This window comes from Enterobacter sp. WPR_3_1, from assembly GCF_003635055.1.
GTDB classification, from domain to species: Bacteria; Pseudomonadota; Gammaproteobacteria; order Enterobacterales; family Enterobacteriaceae; genus Enterobacter; species Enterobacter ludwigii.
Genome location: NZ_RBXU01000015.1, coordinates 149054 through 164987, shown reverse-complemented (window position 1 = coordinate 164987; position 15934 = coordinate 149054). Strand labels below are relative to the sequence as shown.

Annotated in this window: 17 protein-coding genes, 2 tRNA genes and 1 other RNA gene; 11 read left to right on the top strand and 9 right to left on the bottom strand. The window is 52.2% G+C overall.

The window, feature by feature from the left end; all coding sequences use genetic code 11:
- The first annotated feature begins 209 nt into the window (after nucleotides 1-209).
- The 4 genes from efeU to phoH all read left to right on the top strand — a co-directional run bounded on the left by efeU (nucleotide 210) and on the right by phoH (nucleotide 4790).
- Nucleotides 210-1043: an iron uptake transporter permease EfeU gene (gene efeU, locus BJ887_RS21685; RefSeq protein WP_020884710.1), complete on the top strand. Its 834-nt coding sequence runs from the start codon at nucleotides 210-212 to the stop codon at nucleotides 1041-1043.
- Nucleotides 1044-1085: 42 nt separating this feature from the next.
- Nucleotides 1086-2213, top strand: a complete 1128-nt coding sequence (efeO, locus tag BJ887_RS21680) for an iron uptake system protein EfeO (RefSeq protein WP_063858501.1) — start codon at nucleotides 1086-1088, stop codon at nucleotides 2211-2213.
- 5 nt (nucleotides 2214-2218) lie between these two features.
- Complete coding sequence (gene efeB / locus BJ887_RS21675) at nucleotides 2219-3502, top strand: iron uptake transporter deferrochelatase/peroxidase subunit (protein ID WP_020884708.1); 1284 nt, start codon at nucleotides 2219-2221, stop codon at nucleotides 3500-3502.
- 499 nt (nucleotides 3503-4001) lie between these two features.
- Nucleotides 4002-4790: a phosphate starvation-inducible protein PhoH gene (phoH, locus tag BJ887_RS21670; RefSeq protein WP_024908976.1), complete on the top strand. Its 789-nt coding sequence runs from the start codon at nucleotides 4002-4004 to the stop codon at nucleotides 4788-4790.
- A 320-nt stretch (nucleotides 4791-5110) separates the two neighbouring features.
- Here the strand turns inward: phoH and BJ887_RS21665 are convergent.
- The 4 genes from BJ887_RS21665 to BJ887_RS21650 form a co-directional block, all read right to left on the bottom strand.
- A non-coding RNA gene (locus BJ887_RS21665) (RtT sRNA) lies at nucleotides 5111-5246 on the bottom strand.
- Nucleotides 5247-5291: 45 nt separating this feature from the next.
- A tRNA-Ser gene (locus BJ887_RS21660) sits at nucleotides 5292-5379 on the bottom strand.
- 147 nt (nucleotides 5380-5526) lie between these two features.
- On the bottom strand, nucleotides 5527-6204 hold the full coding sequence (locus BJ887_RS21655; RefSeq protein ID WP_121340427.1) for an isochorismatase family protein: 678 nt from the start codon (nucleotides 6202-6204) through the stop codon (nucleotides 5527-5529).
- Between the two features lie 20 nt (nucleotides 6205-6224).
- Complete coding sequence (locus BJ887_RS21650) at nucleotides 6225-7085, bottom strand: pirin family protein (protein ID WP_121340426.1); 861 nt, start codon at nucleotides 7083-7085, stop codon at nucleotides 6225-6227.
- 109 nt (nucleotides 7086-7194) lie between these two features.
- Between BJ887_RS21650 and BJ887_RS21645 the strand changes: the two genes are divergently transcribed.
- The gene (locus tag BJ887_RS21645) at nucleotides 7195-8100 is read left to right on the top strand and encodes a LysR family transcriptional regulator (RefSeq protein WP_014169514.1); all 906 of its coding nucleotides are present in this window, start codon (nucleotides 7195-7197) and stop codon (nucleotides 8098-8100) included.
- Nucleotides 8101-8584: 484 nt separating this feature from the next.
- Here the strand turns inward: BJ887_RS21645 and BJ887_RS21640 are convergent.
- A tRNA-Ser gene (locus BJ887_RS21640) sits at nucleotides 8585-8672 on the bottom strand.
- A gap of 232 nt (nucleotides 8673-8904) precedes the next feature.
- On the opposite strand from BJ887_RS21640, the gene ghrA reads away from it, so the two are divergent.
- The 4 genes from ghrA to BJ887_RS21620 all read left to right on the top strand — a co-directional run bounded on the left by ghrA (nucleotide 8905) and on the right by BJ887_RS21620 (nucleotide 11819).
- Nucleotides 8905-9843 carry a glyoxylate/hydroxypyruvate reductase GhrA gene (ghrA, locus tag BJ887_RS21635; RefSeq protein ID WP_020884704.1) on the top strand — a complete coding sequence of 313 codons (939 nt, stop codon included), beginning with the start codon at nucleotides 8905-8907 and terminating at the stop codon, nucleotides 9841-9843.
- An 84-nt stretch (nucleotides 9844-9927) separates the two neighbouring features.
- Nucleotides 9928-10665, top strand: coding sequence for a phosphatase (locus tag BJ887_RS21630; RefSeq protein ID WP_014169516.1), 738 nt, complete (start codon nucleotides 9928-9930; stop codon nucleotides 10663-10665).
- A 20-nt stretch (nucleotides 10666-10685) separates the two neighbouring features.
- Complete coding sequence (locus BJ887_RS21625) at nucleotides 10686-11240, top strand: molecular chaperone (RefSeq protein ID WP_121340425.1); 555 nt, start codon at nucleotides 10686-10688, stop codon at nucleotides 11238-11240.
- Nucleotides 11241-11336: 96 nt separating this feature from the next.
- Nucleotides 11337-11819, top strand: a complete 483-nt coding sequence (locus BJ887_RS21620; RefSeq protein WP_074169989.1) for a DUF1097 domain-containing protein — start codon at nucleotides 11337-11339, stop codon at nucleotides 11817-11819.
- A gap of 43 nt (nucleotides 11820-11862) precedes the next feature.
- Here the strand turns inward: BJ887_RS21620 and csgG are convergent, their stop codons facing one another.
- The 4 genes from csgG to csgD are packed head-to-tail and all read right to left on the bottom strand — an operon-like array spanning nucleotide 11863 to nucleotide 14204.
- A complete protein-coding gene (csgG, locus tag BJ887_RS21615) occupies nucleotides 11863-12696 on the bottom strand; it encodes a curli production assembly/transport protein CsgG (RefSeq protein ID WP_014169519.1) in 834 nt (277 codons plus the stop codon).
- A gap of 26 nt (nucleotides 12697-12722) precedes the next feature.
- Nucleotides 12723-13136, bottom strand: a complete 414-nt coding sequence (gene csgF, locus BJ887_RS21610; protein ID WP_020884701.1) for a curli production assembly/transport protein CsgF — start codon at nucleotides 13134-13136, stop codon at nucleotides 12723-12725.
- A gap of 23 nt (nucleotides 13137-13159) precedes the next feature.
- Nucleotides 13160-13549, bottom strand: a complete 390-nt coding sequence (csgE, locus tag BJ887_RS21605) for a curli production assembly/transport protein CsgE (protein ID WP_020884700.1) — start codon at nucleotides 13547-13549, stop codon at nucleotides 13160-13162.
- Between the two features lie 4 nt (nucleotides 13550-13553).
- A complete protein-coding gene (csgD, locus tag BJ887_RS21600; RefSeq protein WP_020884699.1) occupies nucleotides 13554-14204 on the bottom strand; it encodes a biofilm master transcriptional regulator CsgD in 651 nt (216 codons plus the stop codon).
- Nucleotides 14205-14970: 766 nt separating this feature from the next.
- Between csgD and csgB the strand changes: the two genes are divergently transcribed.
- Nucleotides 14971-15426 (top strand): curli minor subunit CsgB, encoded by a 456-nt coding sequence (gene csgB, locus BJ887_RS21595; protein ID WP_020884698.1) that lies wholly within the window; start codon nucleotides 14971-14973, stop codon nucleotides 15424-15426.
- Nucleotides 15427-15467: 41 nt separating this feature from the next.
- Nucleotides 15468-15923, top strand: coding sequence for a curli major subunit CsgA (gene csgA / locus BJ887_RS21590; RefSeq protein WP_014169524.1), 456 nt, complete (start codon nucleotides 15468-15470; stop codon nucleotides 15921-15923).
- Nucleotides 15924-15934 lie beyond the last annotated feature (11 nt).

Below are 15934 nucleotides of genomic sequence, written 5' to 3'. Positions count from 1 at the left end.
GCCCTGATTAACCGTAAATGGGCATTTTCGCTATAACTTATAAACTTAACGATAACGCCAGCAATTATTACCAGGCTGGGTGTTTACAACTCGTCATCAAAACAACACACATTTCGCTTGTTTTTCTTGCTGGCGTAATGATAATCACTATCACAAGAATTTACCTTTCTTTGCATCAGTTGACCGCGATAAACATTTAAGGTGTCGGCATGTTTGTTCCATTTCTCATTATGTTACGCGAAGGTCTCGAAGCGGCCCTCATCGTCAGCCTCATCGCCAGTTATCTGAAGCGAACCCAGCGTGGACGCTGGATTGGTGTCATGTGGATTGGGGTATTCCTCGCTGCAGCACTCTGTCTGGGCCTCGGCATTCTTATCAATGAAACCACCGGTGAGTTTCCCCAGAAAGAGCAAGAGTTGTTTGAAGGGATCGTGGCCGTCATTGCCGTGGTAATCCTCACCTGGATGGTGTTCTGGATGCGTAAAGTGTCCCGCAACGTGAAGGTGCAGCTGGAGCAGGCGGTGGATAACGCCCTGCAAAAGGGCAATAACCACGGCTGGGCGCTGATCATGATGGTCTTTTTCGCCGTGGCGCGGGAAGGGCTGGAGTCGGTTTTCTTCCTGCTGGCGGCATTTCAGCAGGATGTGGGGATCTGGCCACCGCTGGGTGCGATGCTGGGTCTGGCCACTGCGGTGGTGCTGGGATTCCTGCTCTACTGGGGCGGCATTCGTCTTAACCTGGGTGCGTTCTTTAAATGGACCAGCCTGTTTATTCTGCTGGTGGCCGCTGGGCTGGCGGCGGGAGCGATCCGCGCTTTCCACGAAGCGGGCCTGTGGAATCACTTCCAGGAAGTGGCGTTCGACCTCAGTAACGTGCTCTCAACGCACTCCCTGACCGGTACCTTGCTCGAAGGTATTTTTGGTTACCAGGAAACGCCGAGCGTCAGCGAAGTGGCGATGTACTTTATCTATTTGGTTCCGGCGCTGGTGCTGTTTGCCATGCCGCCGCGCACCGGCACTCAGACGTCGCGCGTTGCGCCGTAATCTGACTGCATTAGTTACAACATACTTTTAAAGGGAAGAGTCATGGCAATTCAGTTCCGTCGTAGTGCGTTATGCGCAGGCATTGCCGCGCTGTTCGCTTCAGCATTTTCCGCCTGGGGGGCGGATGTTCCGCAGGTCAAGGTTTCGGTCAATGATAAGCAGTGCGAGCCAATGACCATCACGGTCAACAGCGGCAAAACCCAGTTTATTATTCAGAACCACAGCCAGAAGGCGCTGGAGTGGGAAATCCTGAAAGGCGTCATGGTGGTGGAAGAGCGTGAAAATATCGCGCCGGGCTTTAGTCAGAAGATGACCGCCAACCTGCAGCCGGGTGAATATGAGATGACCTGCGGGCTGCTGACGAACCCTAAAGGCAAGCTTATCGTGAAGGGCGATGCCACGGCCGACGCCGGAAAAGGCACGGCTCTGTTGAGCCTGGGTGATGCGATTACTGCTTACAAAGCGTATGTCATCAAAGAGACGGCGGACCTGGCTACCGGTACCAAAGCCTTCACCGATGCGGTGAAAGCGGGCGATATCGCGAAAGCGAAATCCCTGTATGCGCCAACCCGCCAGCATTACGAGCGGATTGAACCGATTGCCGAGTTGTTCTCTGACCTGGATGGCAGCATTGATGCCCGTGAAGATGATTTTGAGCAGAAAGCAGCCGACCCGAAATTTACCGGCTTCCACCGTCTGGAGAAAGCCCTGTTTGGCGATAACACTCTCAAAGGGATGGATAAATATGCCGATCAGCTGAACAGTGACGTGCTTGAGCTGCAAAAACGCATCAGTGAGCTGGCCTTCCCGCCATCAAAAGTGGTGGGTGGTGCCGCGGGTCTAATTGAAGAAGTGGCGGCAAGTAAAATCAGCGGTGAAGAAGACCGTTACAGCCACACCGACCTGTGGGACTTCCAGGCCAACGTTGATGGCGCGCAGAAAATTGTCGATCTGCTGCGTCCTCAGCTGCAGAAAGATAACAGCGAACTGCTGGCGAAAGTGGATGCCAACTTCAAAAAAGTCGACACCATTCTGGCGAAGTACCGTACCAAAGACGGGTTTGAAACCTACGATAAACTGACCGATGCCGACCGTAACGCGCTGAAAGGCCCGATTACTACACTGGCGGAAGATCTCTCCCTGCTGCGTGGCGTACTGGGTCTGGATTAAGCACGATGAACAAGCAGAATGAACACGACGTGGTGGAACCTTCACGTCGTCGATTGTTAAAAGGAGTAGGGGCGCTGGGGGGCGCCCTTGCTCTGGCCGGAGGGTGCCCGGTGGCGCATGCGGCGAAACCGCAAAGTGCTCCCGGCACGCTGTCACCCAATGCACGCATGGAGACGCAGCCTTTTTATGGCGAGCATCAGTCGGGCATTTTGACGCCACAGCAGGCCTCCATGATGCTGGTGGCTTTTGATTCGCTGGCAAGCGATAAAGCCGATCTTGAGCGTTTGTTCCGCCTGCTGACGACGCGCATCGCGTTTCTCACCGCCGGTGGTCCGGCGCCGGACACGCCTAACCCGCGTCTGCCGCCGATGGACTCCGGTATCCTCGGGGCATTTATCGCTCCGGATAACCTGACGATAACCGTTTCGCTCGGTGAGTCGCTGTTTGATGCGCGCTACGGGCTGGCAAAACAGAAGCCAAAAGCGCTGCAGAAAATGACGCGTTTCCCGAATGACTCTCTGGATGCTGCTCTCTGCCATGGCGATCTGCTCCTGCAGATTTGCGCCAACACCCAGGATACGGTGATCCACGCGCTGCGCGACATTATCAAGCACACGCCGGACCTGCTGAGCGTTCGCTGGAAGCGGGAAGGGTTTATCTCTGACCATGCCGCCCGCAGCAAAGGGAAAGAGACGCCGGTCAACCTGCTGGGCTTTAAAGACGGCACGGCCAACCCGGACAGCCGTAATGACCCGCTCATGAAAGAGGTGGTCTGGGTGACGGCCGATCAGGGCGAGCCGGCATGGGCTGTGGGGGGAAGTTATCAGGCGGTGCGGATTATTCAGTTCCACGTGGAGTTCTGGGACCGTACGCCGCTCAAAGAGCAGCAGACGATTTTTGGCCGCGATAAACAGAGTGGCGCTCCGCTCGGGATGAAGAACGAGCATGATGTGCCTGACTACGCCAGCGATCCGAATGGCGATGTCATCGCACTGGACAGCCATATCCGCCTGGCCAATCCGCGTACCAAAGAGACACAATCCAGCCTGATGATGCGTCGGGGATATAGCTATTCACTTGGCGTAACCAACGCCGGCCAGCTCGATATGGGGCTGCTGTTTGTCTGCTATCAGCACGACCTGGAGAAGGGCTTCCTGACCGTACAGAAACGCTTAAACGGGGAAGCGCTGGAAGAGTACATTAAACCCATCGGCGGCGGTTATTTCTTTGCCCTGCCTGGCGCACGCGATCGCAACGCCTATCTCGCTCAAGGGTTGATTGAAGCCTGATAATTGTCCCTGCGATAATTCGCGGGGACATTATTTTTTCATATGCCTGTCCTGCTGTTATATTTCTGTAATATTCCTGTATGAGACTGATTTCCACTGTAGGGACAGTCTTAAAGTTACGTTCAGGTAAAATAAATGTTGCATTTATGATAACTCCTGATGTACTTAAGATAAGACAGCGGTAGTTCCCGGCAGTGATGCTGAATCACTATGGAGATCGCGAATGGTTGCGTCCTGTACTGGACATGGTAAACACAACACCCGCAGCACCCGGCGCGGAGGCTCAGACTCCGGCAGCGATTTCCTCACCACAAAATTATCCCCCTCGACTCAAGAATCTCTTTCGACCGACGTGCAGAATGGTGCGCGTAGCCGTTCTGTTGCGTCATCCGGTAAAGCAAGCAATGGCTTACAAGGAAGCCAACCCTCTGATGTTCGTGCGCATAATCGTGCTGAAACTGGCACGTGTGATGAATACCAACAACTCAAGGTGCTATCCATGGGAAGACAAAAAGCAGTGATCAAAGCTCGTCGCGAAGCAAAACGTGTGCTGAGACGGGATTCACGTAGTCATAAACAGCGTGAAGAAGAATCGGTCACCTCGCTTGTGCAGATGAGTGGCGTAGAAGCAATTGGCATGGCCCGAGACAGCCGTGATAATTCTCCAATTGTGGCGCGCAATGAGGCTCAGGCGCACTACCTGAATGCTATCGAGAGTAAACAGCTCATCTTTGCAACCGGCGAAGCCGGATGCGGGAAAACGTGGATCAGTGCAGCCAAAGCGGCAGAGGCGCTGATCCATAAAGACGTGGAGAGAATTATTGTCACCCGTCCGGTACTGCAGGCTGATGAAGATCTTGGCTTCTTGCCCGGGGATATTTCAGAGAAGTTTGCCCCTTACTTCAGGCCCGTCTATGACGTGCTGGTGAAACGTCTGGGAGCATCCTTTATGCAGTACTGTCTGCGACCAGAGATTGGCAAGGTGGAAATCGCGCCGTTCGCTTATATGCGCGGACGTACATTTGAAAATGCGGTCGTCATTCTTGACGAGGCTCAGAACGTGACCGCAGCGCAAATGAAGATGTTTTTAACGCGCCTCGGGGAAAACGTGACGGTCATCGTCAACGGTGATATTACCCAGTGCGATCTGCCATCGGGCGTGAAGTCCGGACTGAGCGACGCCATGTCACGTTTTGAGGAAGATGAGATGATTGGGGTGGTACGCTTCACGAAAGAAGACTGCGTGCGTTCAGCGCTCTGCCAGCGCACGCTGCAAGCGTACTATTGAGTTAGCCGTTGTGTTCAAGGCCCGGGAAACCGGGCTTTGTTTTTTGTGCGGGCGTCCTGTCCGGGGAATATAAAAGAAAAAAGCCCGTACTTTCGTACGAGCTCTCATCTTAAATATGGCGGTGAGGGGGGGATTGACTCGCTTCGCTCGCCCTGCGGGCAGCCTGTTCGCTGCGCGCTCAGTCTGTCCAACTGGCTGTCGCCCGTTGTCGACCCCCTGTCGGGGATTCTCATCCCCCCTGTCGGGGATTCTCATCCCCCCTGTCCGGAGGATATAAAAGAAAAAAGCCCGTACTTTCGTACGAGCTCTTATCTTAAATATGGCGGTGAGGGGGGATTGACTCGCTTCGCTCGCCCTGCGGGCAGCCTGTTCGCTGCGCGCTCAGTCTGTCCAACTGGCTGTCGCCAGTTGTCGAACCCCGGTCAGGGATTCTCATCCCCCCTGTCCGGGGAATATAAAAGAAAAAAGCCCGTACTTTCGTATGAGCTCTCATCTTAAATATGGCGGTGAGGGGGGGATTCGAACCCCCGATACGTTGCCGTATACACACTTTCCAGGCGTGCTCCTTCAGCCACTCGGACACCTCACCATATTGTTTTGCTGCCTGACCGCTTGGGGGGCAACGGGGCGCTACTATAGGGAGTTGCGCTAAAACGGTCAAGCAGATTTTCTGCTTTAGTGCTTGTTCGGTTAAGCAATAATCAGCTCCACGTCATTTTGACCGTGGAGCCGGTGATTAACGCTGTGAATCGAGCACTTCGCTGTTTTTGACCACCTCTTGTGCTCTGGTATAGCTTTCGATCAGCAGCTGATAGGCAGGGAAGATATGGGTATACACTTCAGCCCACTCGGCTGCATCTTCCCGGTTCCATGTCCGCTGGATCTCAGAGGCAACCGCCGCGGTATCCATTGGTACCACCCCGGCCTGGACCACGCGCGCCAGGGTGATCTCCTGAGCCATTTTGCTGTAGGTGCCGGAGGCATCAATAACCGCAAACACTTTATAACCCTCCGCGACTGCGCTAATAGAGGGAAACGCCATGCAGACGCTGGTGATGGTGCCGGCGATGATCAACGTTTTGCGCCCGGTGGCTTTCACCGCAGCCACAAACTCCGGGTTATCCCAGGCGTTGATCTCACCTTTACGTGGAACGTATTGCGCATGTGGCGCATTAGCGTGGATCTCCGGGATAAGGGGGCCATTCGGTCCCTGCGGAACAGAAGCGGTGGTGATCACCGGGATCTTCGCCAGGGTAGCGATTTTTGCCAGCGCCGCAGCACGTGCGCGCAACTCTGGCATTGGCATATCCCCCACGGTCTGGAAAAGTCCGCTCTGGTGATCGATAAGCAACATCACCGCATCGTTTACATCAATAACCGGGCGTGAGCTGTTAAAATTTGCAGGTGCAGACATCTTCTTCTCCTTTATTACCATCAGATCTGGCCGAAGCGGCCGGAGTTGAAATCACGAATGGCTTCCGCGATTTCGGTTTTACTGTTCATCACAAACGGCCCATAGCCCACGATGGGTTCATTCAGCGGTTCGCCGGCCATCAGTAGGACTTTGGCATCGAGGCTCGCTTCCAGATGGAGTGTGTCGCCTTGCTGGCTTAATACAACCAGCTGTGCCTCGCCTGCCTGGGCTGTTCCGTTCACTGTAATGGTGCCTTCCATCACAACCAGCGCCGTGCTCCATCCCTCCGGCTGACTGAGCGTGAGATGGCTACCCTGATTGAGCGCGATGTCCCAGACGTTTAGCGGCGAAAAGGTGTGCGCGGGGCCAGCAACATCCTCGTAGCGACCTGCGATAACCCGCAGCGAGCCGCTGTTATCCGGCAGCGTGACCACAGGGATTTCCGTCTTAGTGATGCTCTGGTAGCCCGGCGTCGCCATTTTGTCTTTGGCAGGCAGGTTGACCCACAGCTGCATCATTTTCAGTTCACCGCCTTTCTGCGCGAACGCGCTGGAGTGGAACTCCTCGTGCAAAATGCCAGCGCCCGCCGTCATCCATTGCACGTCCCCGGGGCCTATTACGCCGCCTCTGCCGGTGGAATCGCGATGTTCAACTTCGCCGGAATAGACGAGGGTGACCGTTTCGAAACCCCGGTGCGGATGCTCGCCGACGCCGCGCTTTGCCCCATCCGCCGGGAAGGTGTATGGCCCGGCGTAGTCCAGCAGCAAGAACGGGCTGAGCGGCTCGCCGTGTGTCTGGTAAGAAAACATTGAACGTACCGGGAAACCATCACCAACCCAGTGTTGACGGGGAGCGGTATACACGCCTGTTACGTTTTTCATGATGAACTCCTGAAGCGTTGTTGATGTAATTAGCTTATATTTAGCGTTAATATCCCGGTAGATAGTGAAAATGGCATTCACTGTTCTAAAAATAGAACGATGAGGATTTATGCAGGATCTCAATGACTTCGTCTGGTTTGTGAAGGTGGTCGACTACGGTGGTTTTGCTGCAGCGGGGCGTGCGCTCGATTTGCCGAAGTCCCGGCTAAGCCGCCGGATAGCTCAGCTGGAAGAGCGGCTTGGCGTGCGGTTAATACATCGCACAACGCGGCAGTTTACGGTGACAGAAGTTGGCCAGACCTTCTATCAGCACTGTAAAGCGATGATGGTGGAAGCAGAAGCTGCTGAGGAGGCGGTGGCCGCGTTACAGGCTGAGCCGCGCGGTATTGTCAGGATCACCTGCCCGATAACATTGTTGCATGTCCATGTTGGCCCGATGCTGGCGAGATTTATGGCGCGCTATCCAGGGATCGCGCTGCAGCTTGAGGCAACCAACCGGCGGGTAGACCTGGTGGGGGAGGGGATTGATGTCGCGATTCGCGTGCGCCCGCGTCCGTTCGATGACAGCGATCTGGTGTTAAGGGTACTGGCTGACCGGGGACATTGTCTGGTCGCCGGACCGGCGTTGATACAGCGGATGGGTAAACCGTTGGTGCCCTCTGAACTCAGTGCCTGGCCTGGATTAAGCACGAACGAGGGTAAACACATCCATAAATGGGAACTGAGCGGACCCGAAGGGGCGAAGGCGGAAATCCATTACCATCCTCGCCTGATCACTACCGATATGCTGGCGCTGCGTGAAGCGGCTATAGCGGGTATCGGCGTGGTGCAGTTGCCGATATTGATGGTGAAAGATCAGCTTGCGTCAGGGGACCTCATTCGCGTACTTGATGCCTGGGAGCCACGACGTGAGGTGATTCATGCTGTGTATCCTTCAAGACGCGGGTTACTCCCGTCTGTCAGGGCACTGGTGGATTTTCTTACCGAAGAGTATGCGCGGATGGTGGAAGATTAATCTTTCCCTCTCCCCTGGAGCGAGGGTGAGGATCTTACACCACACAAGGCCTCATGCTGCACGGGCGGAGAATATAAAAGAAAAAAGCCCGTACTTTCGTACGAGCTCTTATCTTGAATATGGCGGTGAGGGGGGGATTGACTCGCGTCGCTCGCCCTGTGGGCAGCCTGTTCGCTGCGGGCTCAGTCTGTCCAACTGGCTGTCGCCCGTTGTCGACCCCCGGTCGGGGATTCTCATCCCCCCTGTCCGGGGGATATAAAAGAAAAAAGCCCGTACTTTCGTACGCGCTCTCATCTTGAATATGGCGGTGAAGGGGGGATTGACTCGCTTCGCTCGCCCTGTGGGCAGCCTGTTCGCTGCGCGCGCAGTCTGTCCAACTGGCTGTCGCCCGTTGTCGAACCCCGGTCGGGGATTCTCATCCCCCCTGTCCGGGGAATATAAAAGAAAAAAGCCCGTACTTTCGTACGAGCTCTCATCTTAAATATGGCGGTGAGGGGGGGATTCGAACCCCCGATACGTTGCCGTATACACACTTTCCAGGCGTGCTCCTTCAGCCACTCGGACACCTCACCATATTGTCATCCCGTTGTTGCCGGGACGGGCGCTAATGTAAGGAAAAGCCGAACTGGCGTCAACTCACTTTTTCAGTAAATCAGTGCATTTAGACAAACTTCAGTCAACATGGCTTTTAAATGTGCTGAAAGCGCCTTTTTTATCAACAACGCGGTGGCGGGAAAAATTTGTTATGCTGGCAATCCAGTTGAAAATGAACACAAAACAGCGCAATAAAAGGCAGGAATGACTATGGATATAATCTTCTATCACCCCACTTTTGATACTGCTTACTGGATTAAGGCACTTTCGGCGGCATTGCCCGGGGCGCGCGTGCGTGAGTGGAAACGTGGTGATAACGAACATGCTGACTACGCGCTGGTCTGGCATCCGCCGGTAGAAATGCTCCAGGGCCGTAAACTGAAGGCCGTTTTTGCACTGGGCGCCGGCGTGGATTCGATTCTGAGCAAACTGAAAGCACACCCTGAAATGCTGCCGGAAGAGATCCCTCTTTTCCGTCTGGAAGATACCGGCATGGGCCAGCAAATGCAGGAGTATGCTGTCAGCCAGGTGCTGCACTGGTTCCGCCGCTTCGACGACTATCAGGCACTAAAACAGCAATCCCACTGGGAACCGCTGCCGGATTATCAGCGAGAAGATTTTACCATTGGTATCCTCGGGGCTGGCGTGCTCGGCTCAAAAGTCGCTGAAGCACTTGCCCCGTGGGGCTTCCCACTGCGCTGCTGGAGCCGTAGCCGCAAGGATTATCCGGGCGTAGAAAGTTTTGCCGGCGCTGATGAGCTTCCTGCGTTCCTGAACGGTACGCGCGTGCTCATCAACCTGCTGCCAAATACGGCCGAAACGGTGGGGATTATCAATGGTGCACTGCTTAATCAACTGGCTGACCAGAGTTACGTAATGAACCTGGCGCGCGGGGTACACCTTGTTGAGTCCGATCTGCTGCAGGCGCTGAACAGCGGAAAACTGAAAGGGGCGATGCTGGATGTGTACAGCCGCGAGCCGTTACCGGCAGAAAGCCCGCTGTGGGCACATCCGCGTGTGGCGATGACGCCGCACATTGCAGCGGTCACGCGTCCGGCGGAAGCTGTGGCCTATATTACCCACACCATCAGTGAGATGGAGCAGGGCCATCCGGTAACCGGACAGGTCGACAGACAGCGCGGCTACTGAGTGAAACCCGGCGTTAGCCGGGTTTTTGCTAATATTCGCTGCAGATAACTGCTATCCTTTGGAAAAACCGCAGAGGAGAGAAAGATGTATCCCGTTGACCTGCATATGCACACCGTCGCCAGTACCCACGCGTATAGCAACCTCCATGATTATATCGCGCAAGCGAAACGCAAGGGCATTACGCTTTTTGCGATTACCGATCACGGCCCGGACATGGCAGATGCGCCGCACTACTGGCATTTTGTGAATATGCGGATCTGGCCACGTCTGGTGGACGGTATTGGGATACTGCGCGGCATCGAGGCAAACATTAAAAATACAGACGGTGAAATCGACTGTACCGGACCGATGCTGACCTCTCTGGATCTGATCCTTGCCGGTTTCCACGAGCCGGTTTTCGCGCCGCAGGATAAAGAGACGAACACCCGAGCGATGATTGCTGCTATAGCCAGCGGCAACGTGCACATTATTTCTCATCCGGGTAATCCTAAATACCCGATTGATATCGAGGCTGTTGCCCAGGCGGCAGCGAAACACCGCGTGGCGCTGGAGATCAATAACTCTTCTTTTGTTCACTCGCGTAAGGGCAGTGAAGCAAACTGTCGCGCCGTTGCAGCAGCAGTGCGGGATGCCGGTGGCATGGTGGCGCTGGGTTCCGATTCCCATACCGCGTTTACGCTGGGTGATTTTAGTGAATGCCTGAAAATACTGAATGACGTGGATTTCCCGGAAGACAGGATCCTTAACGTTACCCCACGCCGCATGCTTGATTTCCTCGAGTCACGTGGAATGGATCCGATTGATGAATTTGCCGATCTTTAATTGTGTAATGGAATAAAAAAATGAATGAGTTTTCCATCCTTTGCCGCGTGCTGGGTACGCTGTTCTATCGTCAGCCGCAAGACCCGCTGCTGGTTCCACTCTTTACCCTGATTCGTGAAGGGAAACTGGCGCAAAACTGGCCGCTGGAACAGGATGAGTTGCTGGAGCGTCTGCAAAAAAGTTGCGATATGCATCAGATTTCAACGGATTACAACGCACTGTTTATTGGCGACGAATGCCGCGTTTCGCCGTACCGTTCAGCCTGGCAGGAAGGGGCGACGGAAGCGGAAGTGCGCGCGTTTCTCTCTGAACGCGGAATGCCGCTGACGGATACCCCTGCGGACCATATCGGAACGTTGCTGCTGGCTGCATCCTGGATTGAAGATCACGCCGCTGATGATGAGAACGAGGCTATCGAAACGCTCTTCGAAGCGTATCTGCTGCCGTGGTGCGGTACTTTCCTCGGCAAAGTTGAAGCACATGCGACCTCGCCGTTCTGGAGAACGCTGGCTCCGCTGACCCGCGACGCCATTGCGGCAATGTGGGATGAGCTGGAAGAAGAGGATGAAGAGTGATTTAGGTCACATAAATTCTGCAACCATACATTTCATCTTGCACGTAATGTGCATCTGATCTCATTTCCATGGCGCGCTTCTGCTAAGATGCGCACCATGAACATATTACTGTGTATCGCATTAACGACAGGCATTCTCTCCGGACTATGGGGATGGGTGGCGGTCTCTCTCGGATTGCTCAGCTGGGCCGGGTTTCTGGGCTGTACGGCCTACTTTGCCTGCCCGCAGGGCGGCGTAAAAGGGCTTTTTATCTCTGGCTGTACCCTGATGAGCGGTGTTATCTGGGCACTTGTGATTATGAAGGGCAGCGCGCTGGCCCCGCATCTGGAGATCCTGGGCTATATCATGACCGGCGTAGTCGCGTTTTTGATGTGTATCCAGGCAAAGCATATGCTGCTGTCGTTTGTACCCGGTACCTTTATGGGCGCATGCGCGACGTTTGCAGGGCAGGGGGACTGGGCACTGGTGCTTCCCTCGCTAATGCTGGGGTTGGTGTTTGGCTATGCCATGAAGAACAGCGGCCTCTGGCTGGCCGCCAGACGGGATAAAGCGCAAAACATCAGTGCGGTAAGCGAATAAAAAAAGGCGAGATGATGATCTCGCCTTTTTTATGCGCTTCCTGTCAGGATTCCGGAGGCACCGACATATCGCGGTATTTAACCAGTATCGGGTTTTGCGCCTCTGCTTTGTTCTGCAGGTCCCACAATCCACGATCGATACCATCATTAATCAGGAAGATTACTCCGGTTTCTATGGCTGACATCAGACACATCATGACCGGTTCGTTAGAGGTATACCCGATTTCACCCTCCAGCAAACGCTGGTAATCGATGAAGCGGAAAACCCCGGCCTGCACTTCATAAGAAAGAATGGTTTTGCTGGTCGTTACCGAAGAGAGCACTTCGCCCGTGCTGACGTTGACGACACGCAGGTTTACGGCGATTTGGTCGAGCTGATATTGCGTATCAGCACCGATACCAAAGTAACGCGCGCCCACACCACCCGATTTAACGTTGCTTTCATAACCAATAATCGATCCCTCGATCATGACGTTCGCCGCGGCCAGTGATTCCAGCGGCATGCGGTTATTATTCGCGACGGTGCCATTTTCCTGCGCAGCGCGAATAATTTTCCGTTCATTTAACAGGTTCTGGAGACCCTGACGTTCCAGAGGAATAAACCAGTGCGAATCCTTCAGGGCGGTCACCAGCATGGCGGTGGCGCTCTGTGGCACTGCCGTAGAGAAGTTACTTGCCGGATAAGGTTTAAATTGTCCCGTTTCATCCTGAATGTTGTAAACCGAGACAAATATTTTACCGGTCGGCGCAGGTAAATGTGTTAAATCACGATAGCTTTGAGCCCGAGGCATTAATGTTGGTTTTGCAGCTTCTTTAGGTGGAGCAGTTAAACAACCGCTCAATAAGCACACTGCAACAAATATCAGGAAGCGCTGCATGATCGTTGTCCTTATTTCGTTGTTGTTTAAAAGTTCGTTGAATCACTTTGTAGACCGGAAACCTGAATGGTGGAGGTTTTCCCGGTTTTTCGATCGGTAACGTTCAACTGGAGTTGTCCGTCCTTGTTGGCGATGTCGACAATGAAGTCGTTGGTCACCATTCGGCCGGGTTTGCCGGTATTAATGTTGGTCAGCAACCCTCCCAAAATCTGCGACTGGATAGCCTGCGTGAAGTTGTCCAGTGCCGATGGGGTATCGACGCTAAAATCCTTAAAGCTGGGATCCTTATAGGAGTTTTGCGCCTGGGCTTCGTTCAACAGAAACGCCCCATTATTGGGATTACCGCCAAAGTTAGGGTTACGGAACTGGAACGTCATATTTCCGGCCCAGCTTATAGGGGTTATTAGCATTATCGAAACAACTGCATATGCAATACGCATGACAGCCTCCGGATATAGGTTCGCTAGAATTCGTCTTTTGCTAAATCGCTGGTGCTTAATAGCGCTTTATCAATTTGCAGGCGATTAATAGCATCTTCTGATTGAGCCAGTGCTAAGGCTACGTTTTTATCGAAGTCTATTTTCGTGGGGAATAAAAATGTTTGATAAATAACGTCCTGATTAGCCGTTATTGTTATCCAACTTCCCCATCGTGCACTGGGCCGCTCGTTGATTGTTATATTTCCAGTAAATGTACTGTCCCATTTGTCACTGAATGCACGATAAAAATTGTGCCCGACCGAGGAGACAGTGTGGTCTGTTAACAATCCGGGAACTTCGACCTCGACGGCCCGTACGTTCCCGGCAGCGAGCATGAAACTCGCTGCGGCGATCCAACTCAACGTGCGTTTCATTTGATTAACGCCTGAGGTTATCGTTTGCCCATGAAACAGCCTGAGTTCGGTTCTTAACAGCTATCTTCTTGAAAAGATTATAAAGGTGCGTCTTTACCGTATTTTCGCTGATAAATAACGAACGGGCGATTTCAATATTTGAAGCACCAATGCGCAATTTGTTCAGGATCTCTTTCTCACGGTGCGTTAGCAGCGCTGACTCTGAACTGTTATAGCGGTAATTTCCGGAGTGCGTGATGAGGTAGCTGGCAAGTTTTTGCGAAAAATAACACTCGCCGCGCAATATACCTTGCAGACCTTCGACCAGCCGATCTTCTTCTTCCGTGATATAGAACACACCATTGATATGCGGCCAGCTTTCAATATCTCTGAAGGGATACTCATCAGGGGTATTCAATAATAACACGCGGATATTATTGTTTTTCCTGCTTAAATTATCTTGCCAGTAATGGATAAGCTTTTTATCCGCTTCCATCATATCAATCAGAATGATACTGCCAGGTGCAATATCATCAAAAGAACGTTGAATATTATGTAATTTCCCGTGCAGAGACAGCGATTGCTTTAAATGTTGTAATAAAGCGGTCGCTTGCAACGAAGGTTTTGTGATCAACAGTAACGTATGACCATGTAAACTTTGGACTTCATTATACATGATGAAACCCCACTTTTTTATGACACCTGACAGCGGTCCTCCAGATAAAAAAGAGGACCCCAGAAGTACTGACAGATGTTGCACTGCTGTGTGAAGAAAAAAACCATAACCTCCAGCAGGAGGTAAATATAAAACAAATTTCGTACATCTGATTTCAATCTAGCTATTACTAACTTTAAAGCAAGTGTTAAACGTGTAACAGGATGTAAAAATGAATATTAATTTGTTAAAATGGACTCTTTTAAATGTTGTGGAATGATAAGAAAGTTGTACATATAAATAACCCTGCACAGATTTTAAAAATCATACAAATATTTATAATCATTTGATTTTTATGAATATTAATTATTTATTTCTTCCCTTGAAGAGGTATGAGTCACAGAGATTTTCTAAGTCCTGGAATGAACGGGGCTGCGTCTTAAGAAAACAGGTCTCGTGTCACGTGTTGTGTAAAATGTCCTCCTGGCGTTTCGTTTAGCGTCCGTTGCATGGGGGCTTTACCCCTCTCGTCCCGCTGCACAATCGATTATTAAGAAAGGCTTAATAGAAAAATAAGAACCCCGGTCTATAACGTTTTTTTGCATGGAATTACTACTTTGAGGTGACGTGATAAATAAAAATAAGCCACGCGGGTGAGATATTTAAAATGTTTCGGCAGACATACTCATCACCGTAACGACGCGTTAACAAATTACGAGTCGTTCTAACACGAAGTCACAGTAACAAGGTTATGGCGTTATCAAATAGCCAGGTCCAGGGTGACAACATGAAAAATACATCGTTATTTATGATGTTTACATTACTGGGTGCGCCTGGATTTGTAATCGCGGCTGATTCAGATTTGGCTAACGCTGAATATAACTTCACGGTTAATGAATTAAGTCGTTCATCATTAAATCAGGCAGCCATTATTGGTCAGCAGGGCATGTTAAATGATGCTCAGGTTCGCCAGGACGGGTCAAAATTATTGTCCATTGTTTCTCAGGATGGAGCAGGCAACAGAGCGAGAGTTGATCAATCAGGGACTTATAATATTGCCTGGATCGATCAGAGCGGTAGCGCGAATGATGCAGGTATTACGCAAGATGGGTATGGTAATAGTGCGAAAATTATCCAAAAAGGGTCGGGTAATAGAGCAAATATTACGCAGTACGGTACGCAGAAAACCGCAGTTGTAGTGCAGAGACAGTCGCAAATGGCGATTCGCGTTATTCAGCGTTAGTTATTTAGCGGCGACTTTAATCAATCCGATGGGGGTTTACCATGAAATTTATCAAAGTGGCAGCAATTGCAGCAATCGTAGTTTCTGGTAGTGCTATGGCCGGTAGTATTAATCAAGGCGGTTGGGGTAACGGGCATGGCCACGGTGGTCATGACAGTGGTCCAAATTCAACGCTGAGCATTTACCAGTACGGTGGCGGTAACTCGGCTCTCGCTTTGCAAACCAGTGCGAGGAATTCCACACTGACCATTAATCAGAGTGGCGGCGGTAACGGTGCTGACGTTGGTCAGGGCTCTGATGACAGCTCAATTAGTCTGACTCAGAATGGTTTCGGTAACAGCGCAACGCTTGACCAGTGGAATGGTAACCACTCGGTGATGAACGTTAGCCAGTACGGTGGTGGCAACGGTGCTGCTGTTGATCAAACCGCATCCGGATCCACTGTGACTGTTCAGCAGGTTGGTTTTGGCAACCACGCGACTGCACATCAGTATTAATTTCCAGTCTG